Source organism: Rouxiella sp. S1S-2, assembly GCF_009208105.1.
GTDB lineage: Bacteria > Pseudomonadota > Gammaproteobacteria > Enterobacterales > Enterobacteriaceae > Rouxiella.
In genome coordinates, this window is record NZ_WFKL01000001.1 from 4,011,553 (window position 1) to 4,027,753 (window position 16,201).

General features: G+C 50.2%; 17 protein-coding genes. 12 read left to right on the forward strand and 5 right to left on the reverse strand.

The window, feature by feature from the left end; genetic code table 11:
- Window positions 1–83: 83 nt before the first annotated feature.
- Together GA565_RS18340 and GA565_RS18345 are read right to left on the reverse strand one after the other, a co-directional pair.
- Window positions 84–1,487: a heavy metal sensor histidine kinase gene (locus GA565_RS18340; protein WP_152199920.1), complete on the reverse strand. Its 1,404-nt coding sequence runs from the start codon at window positions 1,485–1,487 to the stop codon at window positions 84–86.
- Entirely contained in the window at window positions 1,480–2,157 is a 678-nt protein-coding gene (locus GA565_RS18345; protein WP_152199922.1) for a heavy metal response regulator transcription factor, read from the reverse strand. Before GA565_RS18345 ends, GA565_RS18340 begins: the two co-directional genes overlap by 8 nt.
- Window positions 2,158–2,398: 241 nt before the next feature.
- On the opposite strand from GA565_RS18345, the gene GA565_RS18350 reads away from it, so the two are divergent.
- The 3 genes from GA565_RS18350 to GA565_RS18360 all read left to right on the forward strand — a co-directional run bounded on the left by GA565_RS18350 (window position 2,399) and on the right by GA565_RS18360 (window position 4,490).
- Window positions 2,399–3,019 carry a hypothetical protein gene (locus GA565_RS18350; RefSeq protein WP_152199924.1) on the forward strand — a complete coding sequence of 207 codons (621 nt, stop codon included), beginning with the start codon at window positions 2,399–2,401 and terminating at the stop codon, window positions 3,017–3,019.
- 87 nt (window positions 3,020–3,106) lie between these two features.
- Entirely contained in the window at window positions 3,107–3,733 is a 627-nt protein-coding gene (locus GA565_RS18355) for a cytochrome b/b6 domain-containing protein (RefSeq protein WP_152199925.1), read from the forward strand.
- On the forward strand, window positions 3,726–4,490 hold the full coding sequence (locus tag GA565_RS18360) for a molybdopterin-dependent oxidoreductase (protein WP_152199927.1): 765 nt from the start codon (window positions 3,726–3,728) through the stop codon (window positions 4,488–4,490). Before GA565_RS18355 ends, GA565_RS18360 begins: the two co-directional genes overlap by 8 nt.
- A gap of 100 nt (window positions 4,491–4,590) precedes the next feature.
- Here the strand turns inward: GA565_RS18360 and ompX are convergent, their stop codons facing one another.
- Entirely contained in the window at window positions 4,591–5,121 is a 531-nt protein-coding gene (gene ompX / locus GA565_RS18365; protein WP_152199929.1) for an outer membrane protein OmpX, read from the reverse strand.
- A gap of 431 nt (window positions 5,122–5,552) precedes the next feature.
- Between ompX and rhtA the strand changes: the two genes are divergently transcribed.
- The 8 genes from rhtA to glnQ all read left to right on the forward strand — a co-directional run bounded on the left by rhtA (window position 5,553) and on the right by glnQ (window position 12,317).
- Window positions 5,553–6,458: a threonine/homoserine exporter RhtA gene (gene rhtA, locus GA565_RS18370; RefSeq protein WP_152201608.1), complete on the forward strand. Its 906-nt coding sequence runs from the start codon at window positions 5,553–5,555 to the stop codon at window positions 6,456–6,458.
- Between the two features lie 155 nt (window positions 6,459–6,613).
- The gene (locus tag GA565_RS18375; protein WP_152199930.1) at window positions 6,614–7,177 is read left to right on the forward strand and encodes a fasciclin domain-containing protein; all 564 of its coding nucleotides are present in this window, start codon (window positions 6,614–6,616) and stop codon (window positions 7,175–7,177) included.
- 95 nt (window positions 7,178–7,272) lie between these two features.
- Window positions 7,273–7,848: an RNA polymerase sigma factor gene (locus tag GA565_RS18380; protein WP_152199932.1), complete on the forward strand. Its 576-nt coding sequence runs from the start codon at window positions 7,273–7,275 to the stop codon at window positions 7,846–7,848.
- Window positions 7,845–8,561, forward strand: coding sequence for an anti-sigma factor domain-containing protein (locus GA565_RS18385; protein ID WP_152199934.1), 717 nt, complete (start codon window positions 7,845–7,847; stop codon window positions 8,559–8,561). The genes GA565_RS18380 and GA565_RS18385 overlap by 4 nt, the downstream gene beginning before the upstream one ends.
- A gap of 481 nt (window positions 8,562–9,042) precedes the next feature.
- A complete protein-coding gene (gene dps / locus GA565_RS18390) occupies window positions 9,043–9,546 on the forward strand; it encodes a DNA starvation/stationary phase protection protein Dps (RefSeq protein WP_152201609.1) in 504 nt (167 codons plus the stop codon).
- Window positions 9,547–10,086: 540 nt separating this feature from the next.
- Complete coding sequence (gene glnH / locus GA565_RS18395; RefSeq protein WP_055777705.1) at window positions 10,087–10,830, forward strand: glutamine ABC transporter substrate-binding protein GlnH; 744 nt, start codon at window positions 10,087–10,089, stop codon at window positions 10,828–10,830.
- A gap of 108 nt (window positions 10,831–10,938) precedes the next feature.
- Complete coding sequence (glnP, locus tag GA565_RS18400; protein ID WP_055777702.1) at window positions 10,939–11,598, forward strand: glutamine ABC transporter permease GlnP; 660 nt, start codon at window positions 10,939–10,941, stop codon at window positions 11,596–11,598.
- The gene (gene glnQ / locus GA565_RS18405) at window positions 11,595–12,317 is read left to right on the forward strand and encodes a glutamine ABC transporter ATP-binding protein GlnQ (protein ID WP_152199936.1); all 723 of its coding nucleotides are present in this window, start codon (window positions 11,595–11,597) and stop codon (window positions 12,315–12,317) included. The genes glnP and glnQ overlap by 4 nt, the downstream gene beginning before the upstream one ends.
- 58 nt (window positions 12,318–12,375) lie before the next feature.
- Here glnQ and rlmF read toward each other — a convergent pair whose 3' ends face one another.
- Window positions 12,376–13,365: a 23S rRNA (adenine(1618)-N(6))-methyltransferase RlmF gene (gene rlmF / locus GA565_RS18410; protein WP_152199938.1), complete on the reverse strand. Its 990-nt coding sequence runs from the start codon at window positions 13,363–13,365 to the stop codon at window positions 12,376–12,378.
- 250 nt (window positions 13,366–13,615) lie between these two features.
- Here rlmF and GA565_RS18415 point away from each other — a divergent pair, with 250 nt between their 5' ends.
- Window positions 13,616–14,248 carry a flavin reductase family protein gene (locus tag GA565_RS18415; protein WP_152199940.1) on the forward strand — a complete coding sequence of 211 codons (633 nt, stop codon included), beginning with the start codon at window positions 13,616–13,618 and terminating at the stop codon, window positions 14,246–14,248.
- 57 nt (window positions 14,249–14,305) lie between these two features.
- Here the strand turns inward: GA565_RS18415 and GA565_RS18420 are convergent, their stop codons facing one another.
- Window positions 14,306–16,168 (reverse strand): M3 family metallopeptidase, encoded by a 1,863-nt coding sequence (locus tag GA565_RS18420; protein ID WP_152199942.1) that lies wholly within the window; start codon window positions 16,166–16,168, stop codon window positions 14,306–14,308.
- Window positions 16,169–16,201 lie beyond the last annotated feature (33 nt).

Sequence of the window (16,201 nt, forward strand, 5' to 3'; positions counted from 1 at the left end):
TCATGCCATTAAAAGAATAGTAAAAACTCATTTTTTACGCTTTATTGATAATTTATTTAGGTTACAACGGCTCTCCCTCATGGTTAAGGGCCCGGAAAGACCAGCGTAAAGCGGATTTTTCCAGTCGGAAGTGTACGCACTGTGACGCTACCGTGATGCAGCGCCATAATCGCCTGCACAATCGACAAACCTAATCCGTTAGAACTTCCGCCCTCACTGCGCGAAGGATCGGCACGATAAAATCGGTCAAACAGTTTATCGATTTTATCCGCTGGGATCGCCGGTCCGGCATTGTCAACGTTCACCAGCGTGCGCTGAGTGTGATGCTCAACCGACACCTGAACCTCACTGTCTTCATCACCATAGTTAATGGCATTAGCCACCAGATTGCTCAATGCGCGTTGGAAAAGCAGCGCATCGGCTAATACCACCCCCTCCCCTTTACAGCGCAGGCGAATACCGCGCTCTTCAGCCAGTCCCTCAAAATAGTCCACCACGCGCAAGGTTTCATTTTCTAACGACAGCGGGGCAATATTGAGCACAGAACGGGCATGGGAGGCGCGTGCAAGAAAAAGAATATTTTCTATCATGCGTGAAATACGCTCAAGCTCGCCCATATTATTCGCCAGCAGCGTTTCGTACTCTTCGGTGGTTCGAGTCTGATAAAGCGCAACCTGGCAGTGGCCCATCAGCGCCCCCACGGGGGTGCGAATTTCGTGTGCCAGGTCGGCCGAAAACTGGTTCAGCCGTTGATATCCTTCAGCAAGCCGGTCAAGCATGGCATTAAACGAGCGGATCAACTGCTGCAGCTCCAACGGCGCGCCCTGCTCGCTGAGCCGAGTAGCCAGACTGGTGGGATGGATACCCGCCGCTTCCTGAGCCATTTTTTTCAACGGTCGCAGCCCGCGACGGATAACCATGTAACCCAATCCGGCGATCAGCACGTAGGCAAGCAACACGGAGGCGATAATTTCCCAGCGGAATGCCACCAACATATGGGTTTCACCGGTCATAAAATGCCCCGCCAAGATCTCTACCGTTTGACCATTTTTCATGCGTACGTCGGCGGCGGCAAAACGCACAGGCGTATCATCATCGGCCTGAATATGATGAACGCTGTTTAAGGTTAAATCCTCACCCACGGGCACGGCTGCCACGTTAGGCAGCGCGATGCGTGATGGATTAACGTTGATGATTGGCGCCTGACCCAACAGCCGGAACTGCAGAATATCGCGCTCGTTACCGAGCATATTTTCAAAAAGTTCCGGGTTTTGGCTGAGCTGAGTCAACGGGAAATTATTGCCAAGCAATTGACGGAAGTACTGCACCCGTCCCGCCACCTGATAATCTGCACGACGGATCATCTCTTTTTCAATCGCGTAATAAAGATAAAAACCCACGCTGCTCACCACTAGCGCGGCAATCAGAGCGAATAACAATGTCGCCCGCAGGGTCAATGAAAAAGAAGAACTGGCTGATTTACTCATAATCTCGCACTTCGCAGACATAGCCGATACCGCGCACGGTATGGATAAGTTTTACATCATAGGGACGGTCGATTTTACTGCGCAGGCGCTTTACCGCCACATCTACCACGTTGGTATCACTGTCGAAGTTCATGTCCCACACCTGCGAGGCTATCATGGTGCGCGACAGCACCTCACCCTCACGGCGCATCAGCAAGTGGAGCAGCATAAACTCTTTGTTGGTCAGCGGGATAACCGTTTCCTGACGTGTCACTCTGCGCCTTAAGACGTCGATGTGCAGGTCGGCCAGAGAATAGGTATCGGACTCGCGCACCGTGCCGCGACGCAGTAAAGTCCGCACTCGAAGCATTAGTTCTGTGAATGAAAAAGGTTTGATGAGGTAGTCATCTGCGCCCAACTCCAGCCCGTGAATGCGGTCCTGAACCTCATCTCTGGCGGTTAAAAACAGCACCGGCACGTCACTCTTTTTACGCAGCACTTCCATCACCTGCCAGCCGTTGAGACCCGGCAGCATCACGTCGAGAATAATGGCATCAAAGCTGTCTTCCAGCGCAAGAAAAAGGCCGTCAGCGCCGTTACGTGCCAAATCGACACGATAGCCAGCCTCGCCAAGACCTTTTTTAAGGTAGTCGCCAGTGCTGACATCATCTTCAATAACCAGTATCCGCATTCGTGCCTCGTTGACCCCGCTGTTCTGCATCAAGTCTATCAGTTCTGCCAGAAACCTTTGATGACAATATTGTCATCAACCTGTCATCAATGAGTCCCTGTTTATCGTCCACTCTGACTATCATTAGTAAACGAACTGTTTACCAAGTTGCTGATTTTTTAATGACGCATTACCCATCCACTCCTGAGTGAGTGGTACCGACTTCCTATCTATTTCTCATACGAATAATTTGGAGAGTATTATGATTAAGTCCTCACGCCTTGCCGGTCTGCTTCTTTCTTCACTGCTGATGACCAGCGGTGCTTTCGCAGCCGACGCCAGCCATACCATTAAACCGACGCGCGGCACTATTGACTCCGTTACGCCAACCTCTATCGTGATGACCACCCGTCAGGGCGAAAAACTGGACGTCAAACTGACCGACCAGACCAAAATTACTCAGGTCACCGAAGGCAAAATGTCTGATATTCAGGCCGACAGCTTTATCGGTACTGCGGCGGTTCCACAGGCTAACGGCACGCTGAAAGCGCTGGAGGTTCACGTATTCGCACCAAGCCTGCGCGGCAGTGGTGAAGGCTTCAACCCGTTTGAATCTGCCGACGGCAAAATCAATACCATGACCAACGGCACCGTTGGCAAGCTGGTTAACAGCAATGGCCGCACCCTGACCGTGAAGTATCAGAACGGCGAAAAAACCGTTGTTGTACCTGACAACGTGCCGGTTGTTCTGCTGGCACCGGGCGATCGCAGCCTGCTGAAAGCAGGCGCGCACATTGTCTTGTTCCCAGTTAAAGATGCGCAGGGCGCACTGGCTGCTCGCGGCATCGCGGCAGGTAAAGACGGCGTTACCCCGCCGATGTAATTGTGCTTTAAATCAGCTTCAGTCCGCCAAATTCTGTGTCTGCGCTTCTCTGGCGGACTGGAGCTGACCTCCCCCAAGGACCTTCTGATGCGTAAAAAAAGAATCCATCCCTGGCCGGTGAGACTCTGCCATTGGGTAAACCTGCTGGTGATGATAGGCATGGTGATGAGCGGTTGGGGTATTTACAACGCTGACCCCCTTTTCAATTTTACTTTCCCGCAAAGCGCCACGCTCGGTGGCTGGCTGGGTGGCAACATTGGCTGGCATCTGGCGGTAATGTGGGTTTTAGCCGCCAATGGACTGTTCTACGTACTGTGGGGACTGCTCAGCGGTCATTTCCGGCAGCGTTTTTTTCCGTTTACTGCTACCTCGGTTTGGCACGATTTTATCAGCGCTCTGCGTTTTCGCCTGCCCCATAAATCCACCCAATATAATGCCGTGCAAAAACTGATGTATGTCGGCGTGCTACTGCTCGGATTATTGCTGGTGCTGTCGGGTTTATCCATCTGGAAACCGGTGCAGTTCAGCGGGCTGGTGTATTTAATGGGCGGGTTTACGATTGCCCGTTATGTTCATTTTTTTGCTATGAGCGGCATCATGCTGTTCGTAGTGGTACACGTCGTTATGGTCGCGCTGGTGCCAAAAACATTACCCAGCATGATTACCGGTGGTAACGCGGTGATTAAAAATTCAGGAGAGAGCGCCGATGAGTAATGAAAAAAAGCGGCCAAAAATTATTCTCGAAGCTGACCAACGCAAAAAACTGGTGAATATCGAGCGCCGACTGATGATCAAATCTGGTCTCACACTGGGCGCAGTTTCGATGCTCACGGGCTGTAACATGCAGGACGGTGATGAAGTTGATAAGGTGCTGTGGGCGATGTCTCGCTGGAATGACAGAGTGCAGAGCTGGTTGTTCAGCGGTCAGAAGTTAGCACAAACTTACTCGGCAGATCAGATAACCAAGCCCTTTCGATTTAACGCTTTCTATCCTGAGTATAACGTCCCAGAAATTGACATTCCCAACTATCGCCTTGAGGTATCAGGAAAAGTTGAGAAAAAAGCGTCGTGGACGCTGGAGCAATTAAAGCAGTTACCGCAAAGCAGTCAGATAACGCGGCTTATTTGTATTGAAGGCTGGAGCGCCATTGGTCAGTGGAGCGGCGTGCCGCTAAAAACCTTTTTGCAGCACGTAGGGGCCGACTTGAACTGCAAATACGTCGGTTTCAAGTGCGACGATCGCTACTATTCCAGCATTGATATGGCAACCGCACTGCATCCGCAGACCATTCTGGCCTTAGACTTTGGCGGAGAACCGCTGCCACCTGATTTTGGCTATCCGCTGCGCCTAAGAATGCCGACCAAGCTTGGCTTCAAAAATGCCAAACATATTGGGGGCATTTTCGTCACTGATACTTACCCGGGCGGGTATTGGGAAGATCAGGGTTATAACTGGTACAGCGGCATCTAGACGAGAATGATACAAAAAGAAAAACCGCCCCGAGAGGCGGTTTTTTTTCGAAGTATCGTTGCCTGTTGCAATTAAGCGCCAGGCAACCACATTTCGGTAATTAGAAGCGGTAACCCACGCCTGCGATCCAAGTGCCAACGTCAACACTGCGGATACGGCTTTGCTCGTAAGAAACGTCCAGAGCAACGTTCTCGATTGGGTTGAACTGCAGACCTGCACCGTAAGAGAAACCAACGTCGCTGGTGTCAGACTTTTGACGCAGAACGGTAGAGTCTGGGTTTTCGGTGCTGCTGAATTTGCCGTAACCGATACCCACAACGCCGTACACGCTTGCCCAATCGTTCAGACGGTAAGCTGGACCTGCGGTGATGCCGTAGTACTGACCTTTCTGGTAAGAATTGTCAGTCAAAGAGTGATCTTTCTCGATGTAAGTGAAAGATCCGATAACGCCCAGTGGGTTGTTATCTTGCTCGTAACGGTATTTCAAGTTGAAACCGGTCGCTTTGTTCACTACGCCTTGAGCGTCGCCCTGCGCGTAACCCGCAGTAACGGTGCTGGTGTCAGCGAATGCACTTGAAGTACCTAAAGCTACTACGCAAGCTAATGCGGAAAGACATGCAATTTTTTTCATAACCACCTCAAAAAAGGGAACCAAATTAACCTTCACCATTAAAATATAACAAATAGCAGTGTGAAACTCTGCCTTAATTAAGATGTCCAACACACCCTATGGTGTAACAAAAAGTTTCCAACATAACGTATCACACTAATTTAAAACAGTTTTATTGCTGAAATACTATAAGATAAACTTATTGAACTTTTTCATATTAGCGGAATATTCCTAATCTCCTGACCAAATAAGCAGCGGTTTTTGCAGTAATTTCTCACTTACAGGTCATTGAGGAGAAAGTTTTTTTGCTTTTTATCCGCACGAATCCACTAATGATTGCAGCTTCTCAGTACAATGAACGCGATTTACCCAACCTTTACACTCGCAGACATTAAAGTATGGATACAGAGTCCTTGAAAAATCACGCCTCCAAACAGAATTCTCAAGCATCAATGGAAGGTTCGCTGCCCATGCATGCCAAAGTGCACAACCCGCTTATCGCCGTCGCCATGCTACTGATAGCCATGCTCTCGCTGCAGGGTGGCGCAGCGTTGGCCAAATCCTTGTTCCCCATTGTAGGCTCACAAGGCGTTACGGCGCTGCGCCTGGGAATGGGTTCACTGATTTTACTGCTCTACTTCAGACCTTGGCGCCTAAAGATGCGCGGCGGCAATCTGCGCTCGCTGCTGATTTATGGCCTCGCGCTCGGATGTATGAATTATACCTTCTATCTGGCGATTCGCACGGTGCCTCTCGGCATTGCGGTAGCGCTGGAGTTTACCGGTCCGCTGGCAGTCGCCATGTTCTCGTCGCGACGTCCGATTGATTTTGTCTGGGTACTGCTGGCGGTGATTGGGCTGTGGTTCCTTTTGCCTATCGGGCACAGCGTTTCTGGTATCGACCCTACCGGTGCCTGTTTTGCCTTGATAGCAGGCGCTTGCTGGGCGGTATACATCCTCGCAGGACAGCGCGCTGGCAGCAGCTACGGGCCTGGCACGGCGGCGTTGGGCTCAACCATTGGCGCACTGATATTTTGTCCCATCGGCATTGCACAGGCGCAAAGCGGGCTATTTAGCTTGGATATTTTGCCAATAGGTCTCGGAATTGCCCTGCTCAGCTCCGCAGTGCCTTATTCGCTTGAGATGATGGCGTTAACGCGACTACCGGCTAAAACCTTTGGCACGTTGATGAGCATGGAACCTGCGATGGCGGCCTTTTCGGGGATTCTATTTCTCAACGAGTTGCTTACACCTATGCAGTGGCTGGCGCTTATTGCCATTATCGCTGCCTCGGCGGGATCGACATTAACGGTGCAAAGACGCTCGAAAATCCAAGCAATCAAGGTCGATCCGCAATAATTTTTAAGAAATTATTTTCTTAAAAATCAAAAAAATAAGTTAATTAAAGAAAATAAAATGCATTTTGTCTGATTTCTTTGCATCCAAAGCGCGCCGTGGGTCGTATGTACTAATGTTAGGCAACATTAAAACACTCAACCTCAAAGGATTACATCATGAAAACATTTATCCGTACCGCTCTGTGCGTTTCAGTTTTGTTCAGCACCGCGTCAATGGCTGCAATGATGTCAGATAACACCACGATGGTCGGCGGCGCTGCGATGTACCCGTCAAAAAATATTGTTGAGAATGCCGTTAATTCAAAAGATCACACTACACTGGTTGCTGCTGTTAAGGCCGCGGGTCTGGTCGATACGCTGGAAAGCAAAGGTCCTTTCACCGTGTTTGCACCGACTGATGCCGCTTTCGCCAAACTGCCAGCGGGCACCGTTGAAAAACTGGTTAAGCCTGAAAATAAAGCTACGCTGACCAGCATTCTGACTTACCACGTAGTAGCCGGTAAGTATGAAATGAAAGACCTCGAAAAACTGCTGAAAAAAGGCGGTGGCCACGCAGAGCTGAAAACCGTTAACGGTCAGGCGCTGTGGTTGATTAGCAACGGTCCGCACAACATTCAGTTGAAAGATGCCAAAGGCGACGTTGCCAACATCAGTACTTATGATGTGATTCAGAAAAATGGCGTAATCGACGTTATCGACACCGTTCTTATGCCTAAATAAATACCGTCTCCTATAATAGCTGTGTCCCTGTCGGGGCACGGCCGAGGGATGCAGTAACGTCGGCGTGCTGCATCCTTAAGTTTTTAGGAAAACGAATGAAAGACAGCGCGTTAGAAAATAATCTAACCGACGGCCAACTGCATAGTGAACTGATGCAGGCCATTGCCGCCGGTGACCGTCAGGCCTTTGAACACCTGTACCGCTTAACCTCACCTCGCCTCTTTGCCGTCGCGTTGCGCATGCTGCGCCGTCACGCCTGGGCCGAAGAAGTGCTGCACGACAGCTACATTACTGCCTGGAATCGCGCTTCATCCTATAATCCAACGCTGAGTTCTCCCTTGACGTGGCTGACGCATATCGTTCGCAACCGCTCTATTGACTGGATGCGCGGCAGTGATAATCAGTGGCAGGAGTTGGAAGATGGTGCTGAGGACAGTTTGAACGAAGAGGTCGATCAACCGCTTAACCGTCTGCAGCATGACAGTGACGCAAAGAAACTGGCGGAATGTCTGGGGCATTTGCCCGCAGAACAAAGACAAAGCCTGGTGTTAGCTTACTACCAGGGACTCTCGCACGGCGAAGTTTCCGACCATATGCAACAACCTCTCGGCACGATAAAAAGTTGGATCCGTCGCGCCCTGGAACACTTAAAGACTTGCGTGGGCCTATGAAAAACAGACGGGAGTATCAGGCCGCTCTGTCGGCGGAATATGCGCTTGGCACTCTGAGAGGGCCGGCGAGACTGCAGTTTGAGAAACAGATGCAGCGGGACCCCGAGTTGGCGGCGGAAGTCGCTCGCTGGCAGGAGGCCTTTGCGCAATTGGACAACTCACTTACCCCGGTAGCCCCCCCTGAATCGGTGTGGAAACGCATTCAGCTTCAGCTGCCGCCCAAGCCAGTGCAAATGGACTCTCTACAGTCTGCCTCGTCAGGTTCACGAGTTCGCTACATTAATCGAGCGACGCTGGGCTGGGCTGTTGCCGCTTGCCTGGCTGCGGTATTGCTGGTGCCGAGACTCTGGGAAAACAGCGCTATAAAATCGCCTGCCATGACCCCGGTTGCAGTACTGGCTAACAGTGATGCCGCGTCAAACGCCGGGCAATGGGTCGTAACAGCGAATAATTCTACCCTGCAGTTGACGATAACCCCGCTGCAGGCGGCGGCTGTTTCAACCGACCGCAGTCTCGAGCTGTGGGTTATTCCAGCGGGTGGCAAGCCTAAATCCCTGGGATTGCTTAATAACAGCGCATCAACCCAGCTGGCTATGAATGACAATGTGGCCGCAGGCGGGGCGTTACTGGCGATTAGTCTGGAACCTAAAGGGGGTTCTCCGACCGGACAACCTACCGGTGCGGTTCTGTACAGCGGCAAGATCGTGCTGTAATCCAAACGAAGATTTATATTAAAGGGAGGCACAACGCCTCCCTTTAATATTCAGCCACTGATATCCCCGCATCAAAAACACACCGATTAATATCTCGCAACACAGAATTATCCTAATAAACGTCTTACTCTTGACTAGCAAATGTGAATAACACTAAATCGCATTAACATTTCAAATATATTAAAAACAAAATTAAAAAATAAAACCTTAAGATTCATAAAGTTAAATAAAAACAACATTCTTAAGGGTTGATATTTACGTTTTTAGACCCTAGGTTATTAAGCAAGAAAGTGAAATATAAGCTTGATAGCGCGAGTTAATCCCCATGGTTTAACAGCTTGTTTTTCTTTATTAGATTGTAGCTATAAGATTGATAGGTAATATTTCTCAACGGAATACTTAAAGCTTGCTATACTTATTCCCGTGTTCACATTACTTCATAGACTAAACAGATAACGACTCACTGAAGAGGATATTAATGATGAGTACCGCTAAACTGGTAAAAACGAAATCTTCAGAACTTCTATTTACACGCAACGATGTAGATGAAAGTACCAAACTTGAGACCATCAAGGTTCTCAACAAGCTGGTAACCGAGTTCATTGACCTGTCGCTTATCACTAAGCAGGCCCACTGGAACATGCGCGGTGCCAATTTTATCGGCGTACATGAAATGTTAGACGGCTTCCGTACGGCGATTATCGACCACCAAGACACTATTGCAGAACGCGTTGTGCAGCTGGGTGGCGTAGCGCTGGGGACTGTTCAGGTTGTTAATGATAAAACTCCACTGAAAAGCTACCCAACTAACATACACACTGTGCAGGAGCATTTGAAGGCTCTGGCAGAACGTTATGCGGTCGTCGCTAACGACACACGTAAAGCGATTAACCAGGTTGAAGATGAAGACACTGCGGATATCTTCACCGCCGCTTCACGCGACCTCGATAAATTCCTGTGGTTTATTGAATCAAACATCGAATAAGCGCTTACATTGCTGTAAAGCAGTGTTACTCGCGAGAATCAATGCATTGGGGGGCTATGGCTCCCCTTATTTTTTATTTCTAATGCCCTCCCTCCTCTGATTCCCTTCCCCCACTTAGTGTATTTACTGCCTTTAACTTAAATAATCGCGCATGCACCATAAAAGTGCCTTTAAAGTCAACATTGCCACCAGCGTTGTTTTAAAGCACACTAGTCGCTCCAAAAAATGGCAGTAAATACACAAATCAAGACAATTTGTTAGAATATTTACGCATTTTCTGTTTAACAATGTTAATAAATACGCAGTTTTAGAATAAAAATTAGTTTAGCCTAGTGGTTCGCACCAAAATGGACATTAGCGAAAACACAAGGCACCAAATTGGTGCAAAACCCGGTATGTTTTAGCATTTCATGCCAACAAATGGTGACTAACCCTTTGAATTTTAAGAGGTGTGAAAAAGCGGCATATTTTTTGCTTGTCACCCCAAGTAACAAGAAAAGGGGTTGTTTTTCCCATAAATATACAAAGGAAATTGCACTTATGAAGTCGATGTTAAAAGTTTCCCTGGCAGCGCTGACGCTGGCCTTTGCAGTAAGCTCCCACGCAGCAGAAGAAAAACTTGTCGTAGCTACCGATACCGCATTCGTTCCTTTTGAATTCAAACAAGGTGACAAATACGTTGGTTTCGATATCGACCTTTGGGCCGCATTGGCTAAAGAAATGAAAGTGTCTTATACCCTAAAGCCGATGGACTTTGACGGTATCATTCCTGCTCTGCAGACCAAAAACATTGACTTGGCTCTGGCCGGTATCACCATTACCCCTCAGCGCGCTCAGGCAGTTGATTTCTCCGACGGCTACTACACCAGCGGCCTGATCACCATGGTGAAATCAGACAACAAAGACATCAAAAGCACCGCTGACCTGAACGGCAAAGTGGTTGCAGTGAAAAGCGGCACCAGCTCTGTTAACTACCTAGCTGCCAACCTGAAACCAAAAGACGTTCGCCAGTTCCCTAACATCGACAGCGCCTACATGGAGCTGGGTACCGGTCGTGCAGACGCCGTACTGTTCGATGCGCCAAACATTCAGTACTACATCAAGACTGCAGGTCATGGCAACTTTAAGACTGTAGGCCCGGCTGTTGCAGGTCAGGACTACGGCGTAGCCTTCCCGAAAGGCAGCCCACTGCGTGAAAAAGTTAACGCCGCATTGAAAACGCTGCGCGCTAACGGCACCTACGCAGAAATCTATAAAAAATGGTTCGACGCAGAGCCTAAATAATTGCAGTAATGAGATATAGCCGCTGGCGTGAAAACGTGGCGCTATATCACCGACCCTGAGTGAATGTCCACCAGGGTCGGCTTGTTTTGTTTATCAGGAGATTAATCCATGCAGTTTGACTGGAGCGTTGTTTGGGCCGCTCTTCCTATACTTCTCGAAGGCGCCAAGATGACCCTGTGGATTTCTATCCTGGGTTTAGTTGGGGGCGTAATTATCGGCGTCATTGCGGGCTTCGCGCGCGCGTTTGGCGGCGTAATCAGTCGTAATATTGCTCTGGTATTTATCGAGCTTATTCGCGGTACTCCTATCGTTGTCCAGGTTATGTTTATCTATTTTGCCCTGCCAATGATGATAAGCGGCCTGCGAATTGATCCCTTTACCGCAGCCGTTGTGACCATTGTTATCAACTCGGGTGCGTACATCGCAGAAATTACCCGCGGTGCGGTACAGTCCATCAATCGTGGCTTTAACGAAGCAGGCCTGGCGCTGGGGCTTTCCCGCCGTGCAACGCTGCGTTACATCATCATGCCGCTGGCTTTGCGCCGCATGTTGCCGCCGTTGGGTAACCAATGGATCGTCAGTATTAAAGATACCTCGCTGTTTATTGTTATCGGCGTAGCGGAACTCACTCGTCAAGGTCAGGAAATCATTGCCGGTAACTTCCGCGCAATGGAAATCTGGAGTGCTGTTGCCGTTATCTATCTGATCATCACGCTGGCACTGAGCTTTGCGATGCGCCGCTTAGAACGCAAACTGAAAATTTTATGATTGAATTTAAAAACGTTTCTAAACACTTTGGCAAAACCCAGGTGTTACATAATATCGACCTGAGCATTAAACAGGGCGAAGTCGTGGTTATCATCGGTCCCTCAGGCTCCGGTAAATCCACCTTGCTGCGCTGCATCAATAAGCTGGAAGAGATTACTTCCGGTGAGCTGATTGTTGATGGCCTTAAAGTTAATGACCCTAAAGTTGATGACCGCCTCATCCGTCAGGAAGCGGGCATGGTTTTCCAACAGTTTCACCTGTTCCCGCACATGACTGCGCTGGAAAACGTCGCCTTTGGCCCGATCCGCGTTCGCGGTGCGAGCAAAGAAGAGGCTCAGAAACTGGCGAAAGAGCTGCTGGCAAAAGTGGGATTATCTGAAAGGGCGCACCATTACCCTTCTGAGCTTTCCGGCGGTCAACAGCAGCGTGTGGCTATCGCCCGTGCGCTGGCGGTCAAGCCTAAGCTCATGCTGTTTGATGAGCCAACGTCGGCGCTTGACCCTGAGCTGCGCCACGAAGTGCTGACCGTTATGAAGGACCTGGCGGAAGAAGGCATGACGATGGTTATCGTAACCCACGAAGTGGGCTTCGCAGAAAAAGTGGCCTCACGTCTTATCTTTATCGATAAAGGCCGCGTTGCAGAGGACGGTCCTCCGGCTGAGCTGATTGCCAACCCGCCAAGCGAGCGCCTGCGCGAGTTCCTGCAGCACGTGTCATAAAAAAAGGCCTCGAAAGAGGCCTTTTTTATATCAGTGCGATTAAATTTCTTCTATCGACTCAGTTCCAGCGCTTGCCGGACCAGGCCCTTTGCTGGGACGGCGTCAGGAAAGTCCAGGCAACAAAGCGACTGATCTTTTGGCCCTGCGCCATTTCAACGGTGCGTACGTTGGTGGCTCCCGCCTCTTCAAGCGCCTCATAAATCAGCGGCAGCGTGGTTTTCTTTGAAATCAACACCGTAAACCACAGGCAGTTGTTGGCCTTGGTTTCACTCTCTTCAACCATGCGAACCACAAAGGCTTCTTCACCGCCTTCACACCACAGCTCATTATGCTGACCGCCAAAGTTCAACTCGGCCTTTTGGTAGGCGCGGTCCAGACCCAGGTTGTGACGTTTGCGCTGGCTGCCTGCGGCGGCTTCTTCAGCCGAACCGTGGAACGGCGGGTTGCACAGAACGGCATCATAACGCTCGTCGTGGCGGATAATGGTATCGAAAATGCGCGGCGGTTTTGCCTGCAGGCGGAAACGCACCTGATTGGTCAACAGGGGGTTAGTCGCCACAATCTTTTTCGCTGCTGCCATCGAGACTTCATCAATCTCACTGGCGGTAAAGCGCCAGCCGTATTCACGCAGCCCAACGATAGGATAAATACAGTTTGCCCCTACGCCAATATCGAGGATAGCGACGTTTTTACCCTGTGGAATGGTACCACCGTTGCTATCGGCCAATAAATCCGCCAGATGGTGAATATAATCGGCACGTCCTGGAATTGGCGGACAGAGGTAGTCGGCCGGGATATCCCAGTTTTCAATCTGATAGAAGTGGCGCAGCAGTGCGCGGTTAAGCGCCTTTACCGCCTGAGGGCTGGCGAAGTCGATAGACAGGTCGCCCCATTTATTTTCGGCAACGAAAGGCCCAAGCTCAGGACTGCTGGCAATTAAAGCAGGAAAATCATAGCGGCTACGGTGGCGATTTCGCGCATGAAGTCCGCTTTTCTCCTGCGGGAAAACAATCTTTTTATCCTGCGGAATCGCTTTTTTTCTTTCCACCTGAATGACTCTCCAATATCAATGTTAAGCTTACTCGACGGCTGCGCGGTGCTTTCGCGGCGCAGCCGTCGAGAAAAATTCTGCCGCGTAAGATAACACAAACGGCCGCACAAGGCTGTCGGCATGACACATAAGGTCACGGTAAGTTGGTCGGTAACTGTTTATGGTATTGAGAAGCAGGCACTTCTTTGGCCAGAGAATATTTAAGGCCAAGTTTTTCAACCTAAATTAATCAAAGAAAAGGTGAACGATGAGTTTTGACGATCGCTACTTTTATGAACCTGCCAAAGGACATGGCTTGCCGCACGATCCGTTAAACGCAATCGTAGGCCCACGCCCTATCGGTTGGATCGCGTCGCGCAACGCTCAGGGACAGAGAAACCTGGCCCCTTACAGCTTCTTTAACTGCTTTAATTATCGTCCACCGATCATTGGTTTCGCCAGCAGCGGATGGAAAGACAGTGTGAAGAATATTGTTGAAACCGGTGAATTTGTCTGGAATCTCACCACCCGCAGCCTGGCGATTAAAATGAATGAAAGCTCAGCGTCTTTAGCGCACGGCCGCGACGAATTTGAATTTGCAGGGCTGACACCCACACCGGGCACGTTGGTTGCCGCCGATCGCGTTGCCGAAAGTCCGGTTAATTTTGAGTGCAAACTTTCGCAGTGCATCCAGCTTCAAAGTGCGGCAGGTGAGAAAATTGATACTTGGTTAGTATTGGGTGAGGTGGTCGCGGTGCATATCGCCCGTCATCTGCTTGATGAGCAGGGGATCTATCAGACCGCACTGGCCGAACCGGTGCTGCGCGCTGGCGGCCCTTCGGCCTACTACGGTATTTCTGAAGATTTACGTTTTGATTTGACGCGCCCGGACGCGCGTTAATGAGGATGGAGGGGATGAAAGCTGACTGCTCTCCCCCCCACCCGCACATCAAAGTCATTATTTCCTGAAATACGTCTGCTGAACGAAATCGGCAAAGTCCTGACACATCGCATCATCGCCCTCGGCGTTGTCTGCCAACACGCGCTTGCCGTCTACCACCTTGATATGCACATTAAGATCAAAGTCAGCGGCAGCCTGTTCGCGCTCGGCGGATTCTGCAATAACATGCTGGGCTTCTTGCCATGCCGATTCAACCGTTTGATTGCAAGCCTGCGCCAGATAATCAGGATTAAAACCTTCCCCTGTCAGGCTGCGCAGCGTTTGGTCGTGACTCACGCTGTTGCCGGGTGTCCAGTAATGTTTGGCCAAGTCAGGACCAATGGCTGGATTATCGGTCAAATAGCCATCACGTTTGAGGAAGAAGGCGCGCGTCTGTTCAACCGCCATAAGCGCCAGTAAATAGCCTTGATAGGAACAGGCCGACTCCAGCGACAGCAGGTGCGGCACCGCAAGCGTAGGCCTTGGGCTGCCGGCCACGCCAAGGATATGCGTTTCAACGTCGCGAGCCAGCGCGGTAATCGCCTCAGGCGTACATTTCTCTTCCGGCCACTGATAAAGCTGCCACTCAAAATAAGGCATCAGCAGAATATGGCGTTCGTTAAATGCGCGCATCGGCTGGCGTGCAGCAATGCTTTGCTCGATTAACGCATCAGGTACCGCTTCGCCGCGCTCGTTTTTAGCATAACGCTTAAGCCAGTCGGCATCGTCGAGCAGGCTGTCGCAAAACATGGACTGCGTCTCAGCATAGGCCATTGAGGTCGGAGGGAATTCCTGCGAAAAGCACGGGGCGTTTTGGCGAATATTGGCAAAATGCGCCGCGTGTCCGCCTTCGTGGAATAGCGTGTTTAATCCACTGGCACCACTGCCTACCTGATCCGGCTTCGCCAGGCTGGTAAAGTTGATCACCGCCGGAACCCATTTACCTTGATCGACAAAAGGCGGCACAGGACCGTGCATAAAACCGTTTTCATATTTGCCTTCACGTACCAGCAAATCGAGCTGCATTTCGGCACCATTAAAACCGATATTCAGGCGTTTAAAGCTGTTTATCCAGCGGCCTAACGAGTCGGCAAACGGGAAGTAAGGATCCAACTGACGCGTCACGTCACCGGCGCTGGTAAAGCGAATGTTCCACGGCATTAATGCGGCATCGCCCTTGCGCGAAACCAGCTCGTTGAGGCTACGCACGTTGGCTTCGCGCGTTTGCTCCTCAAAGCGGTCCAGAATGGCAAACAGCTGCTCGGGGGTCATCTGCTCCGTTTTATTTACTTTATAATCAAAGTAGTTACGGTAGCCAAGCTGACGAGCAAAACGGTTGCGCAGGGCTATAAGCTGTGGGAAACCGTTAATGAGTAGCCACTGCTCAAGCTCACGCAGCGCAACCTGCGAACTGCGGCGATATTCTTCGTTTTCATTGGTGGCTTGATTGGTCAATAGCTCGCCGAGCGAGGCAGAAACCTGCTCCCCTTTGCTATTGAGGTGGGTCAGCCGATGCTGTTTGCGTTTGCTGTAAAGTGCAGACTCGGCCTGAATGATTTCGTCGAGCAACGCCTGCGCCTGAGGGTCTTCAATCGCATTGCAGTCAAAAAATCGATACCAACCGCGCAGACCTGTCAGTAGCGCCTCTCTTTCTTTACTCTTTGGCTCGGCTTCAACGGCAGCAATGTGTTCACGCAGCTCCACCAGTCGGGACGGATTGGCGATAAAACGTTTAAACACGCTCTCAGATGCCGAGTAGCGATCCGAAACGTCATCATCGCCCGTGCCCATGTAATTTTGCCAGAACAACTCTTCTTTAGTTTTGTGCACCTTCATATAGTCGTGATTCAGTGCTGAAAAATATTCCTGTGACTGTTTCATAGCGCCCTTCTTGGCTGAAAGTAAAAGAGATTA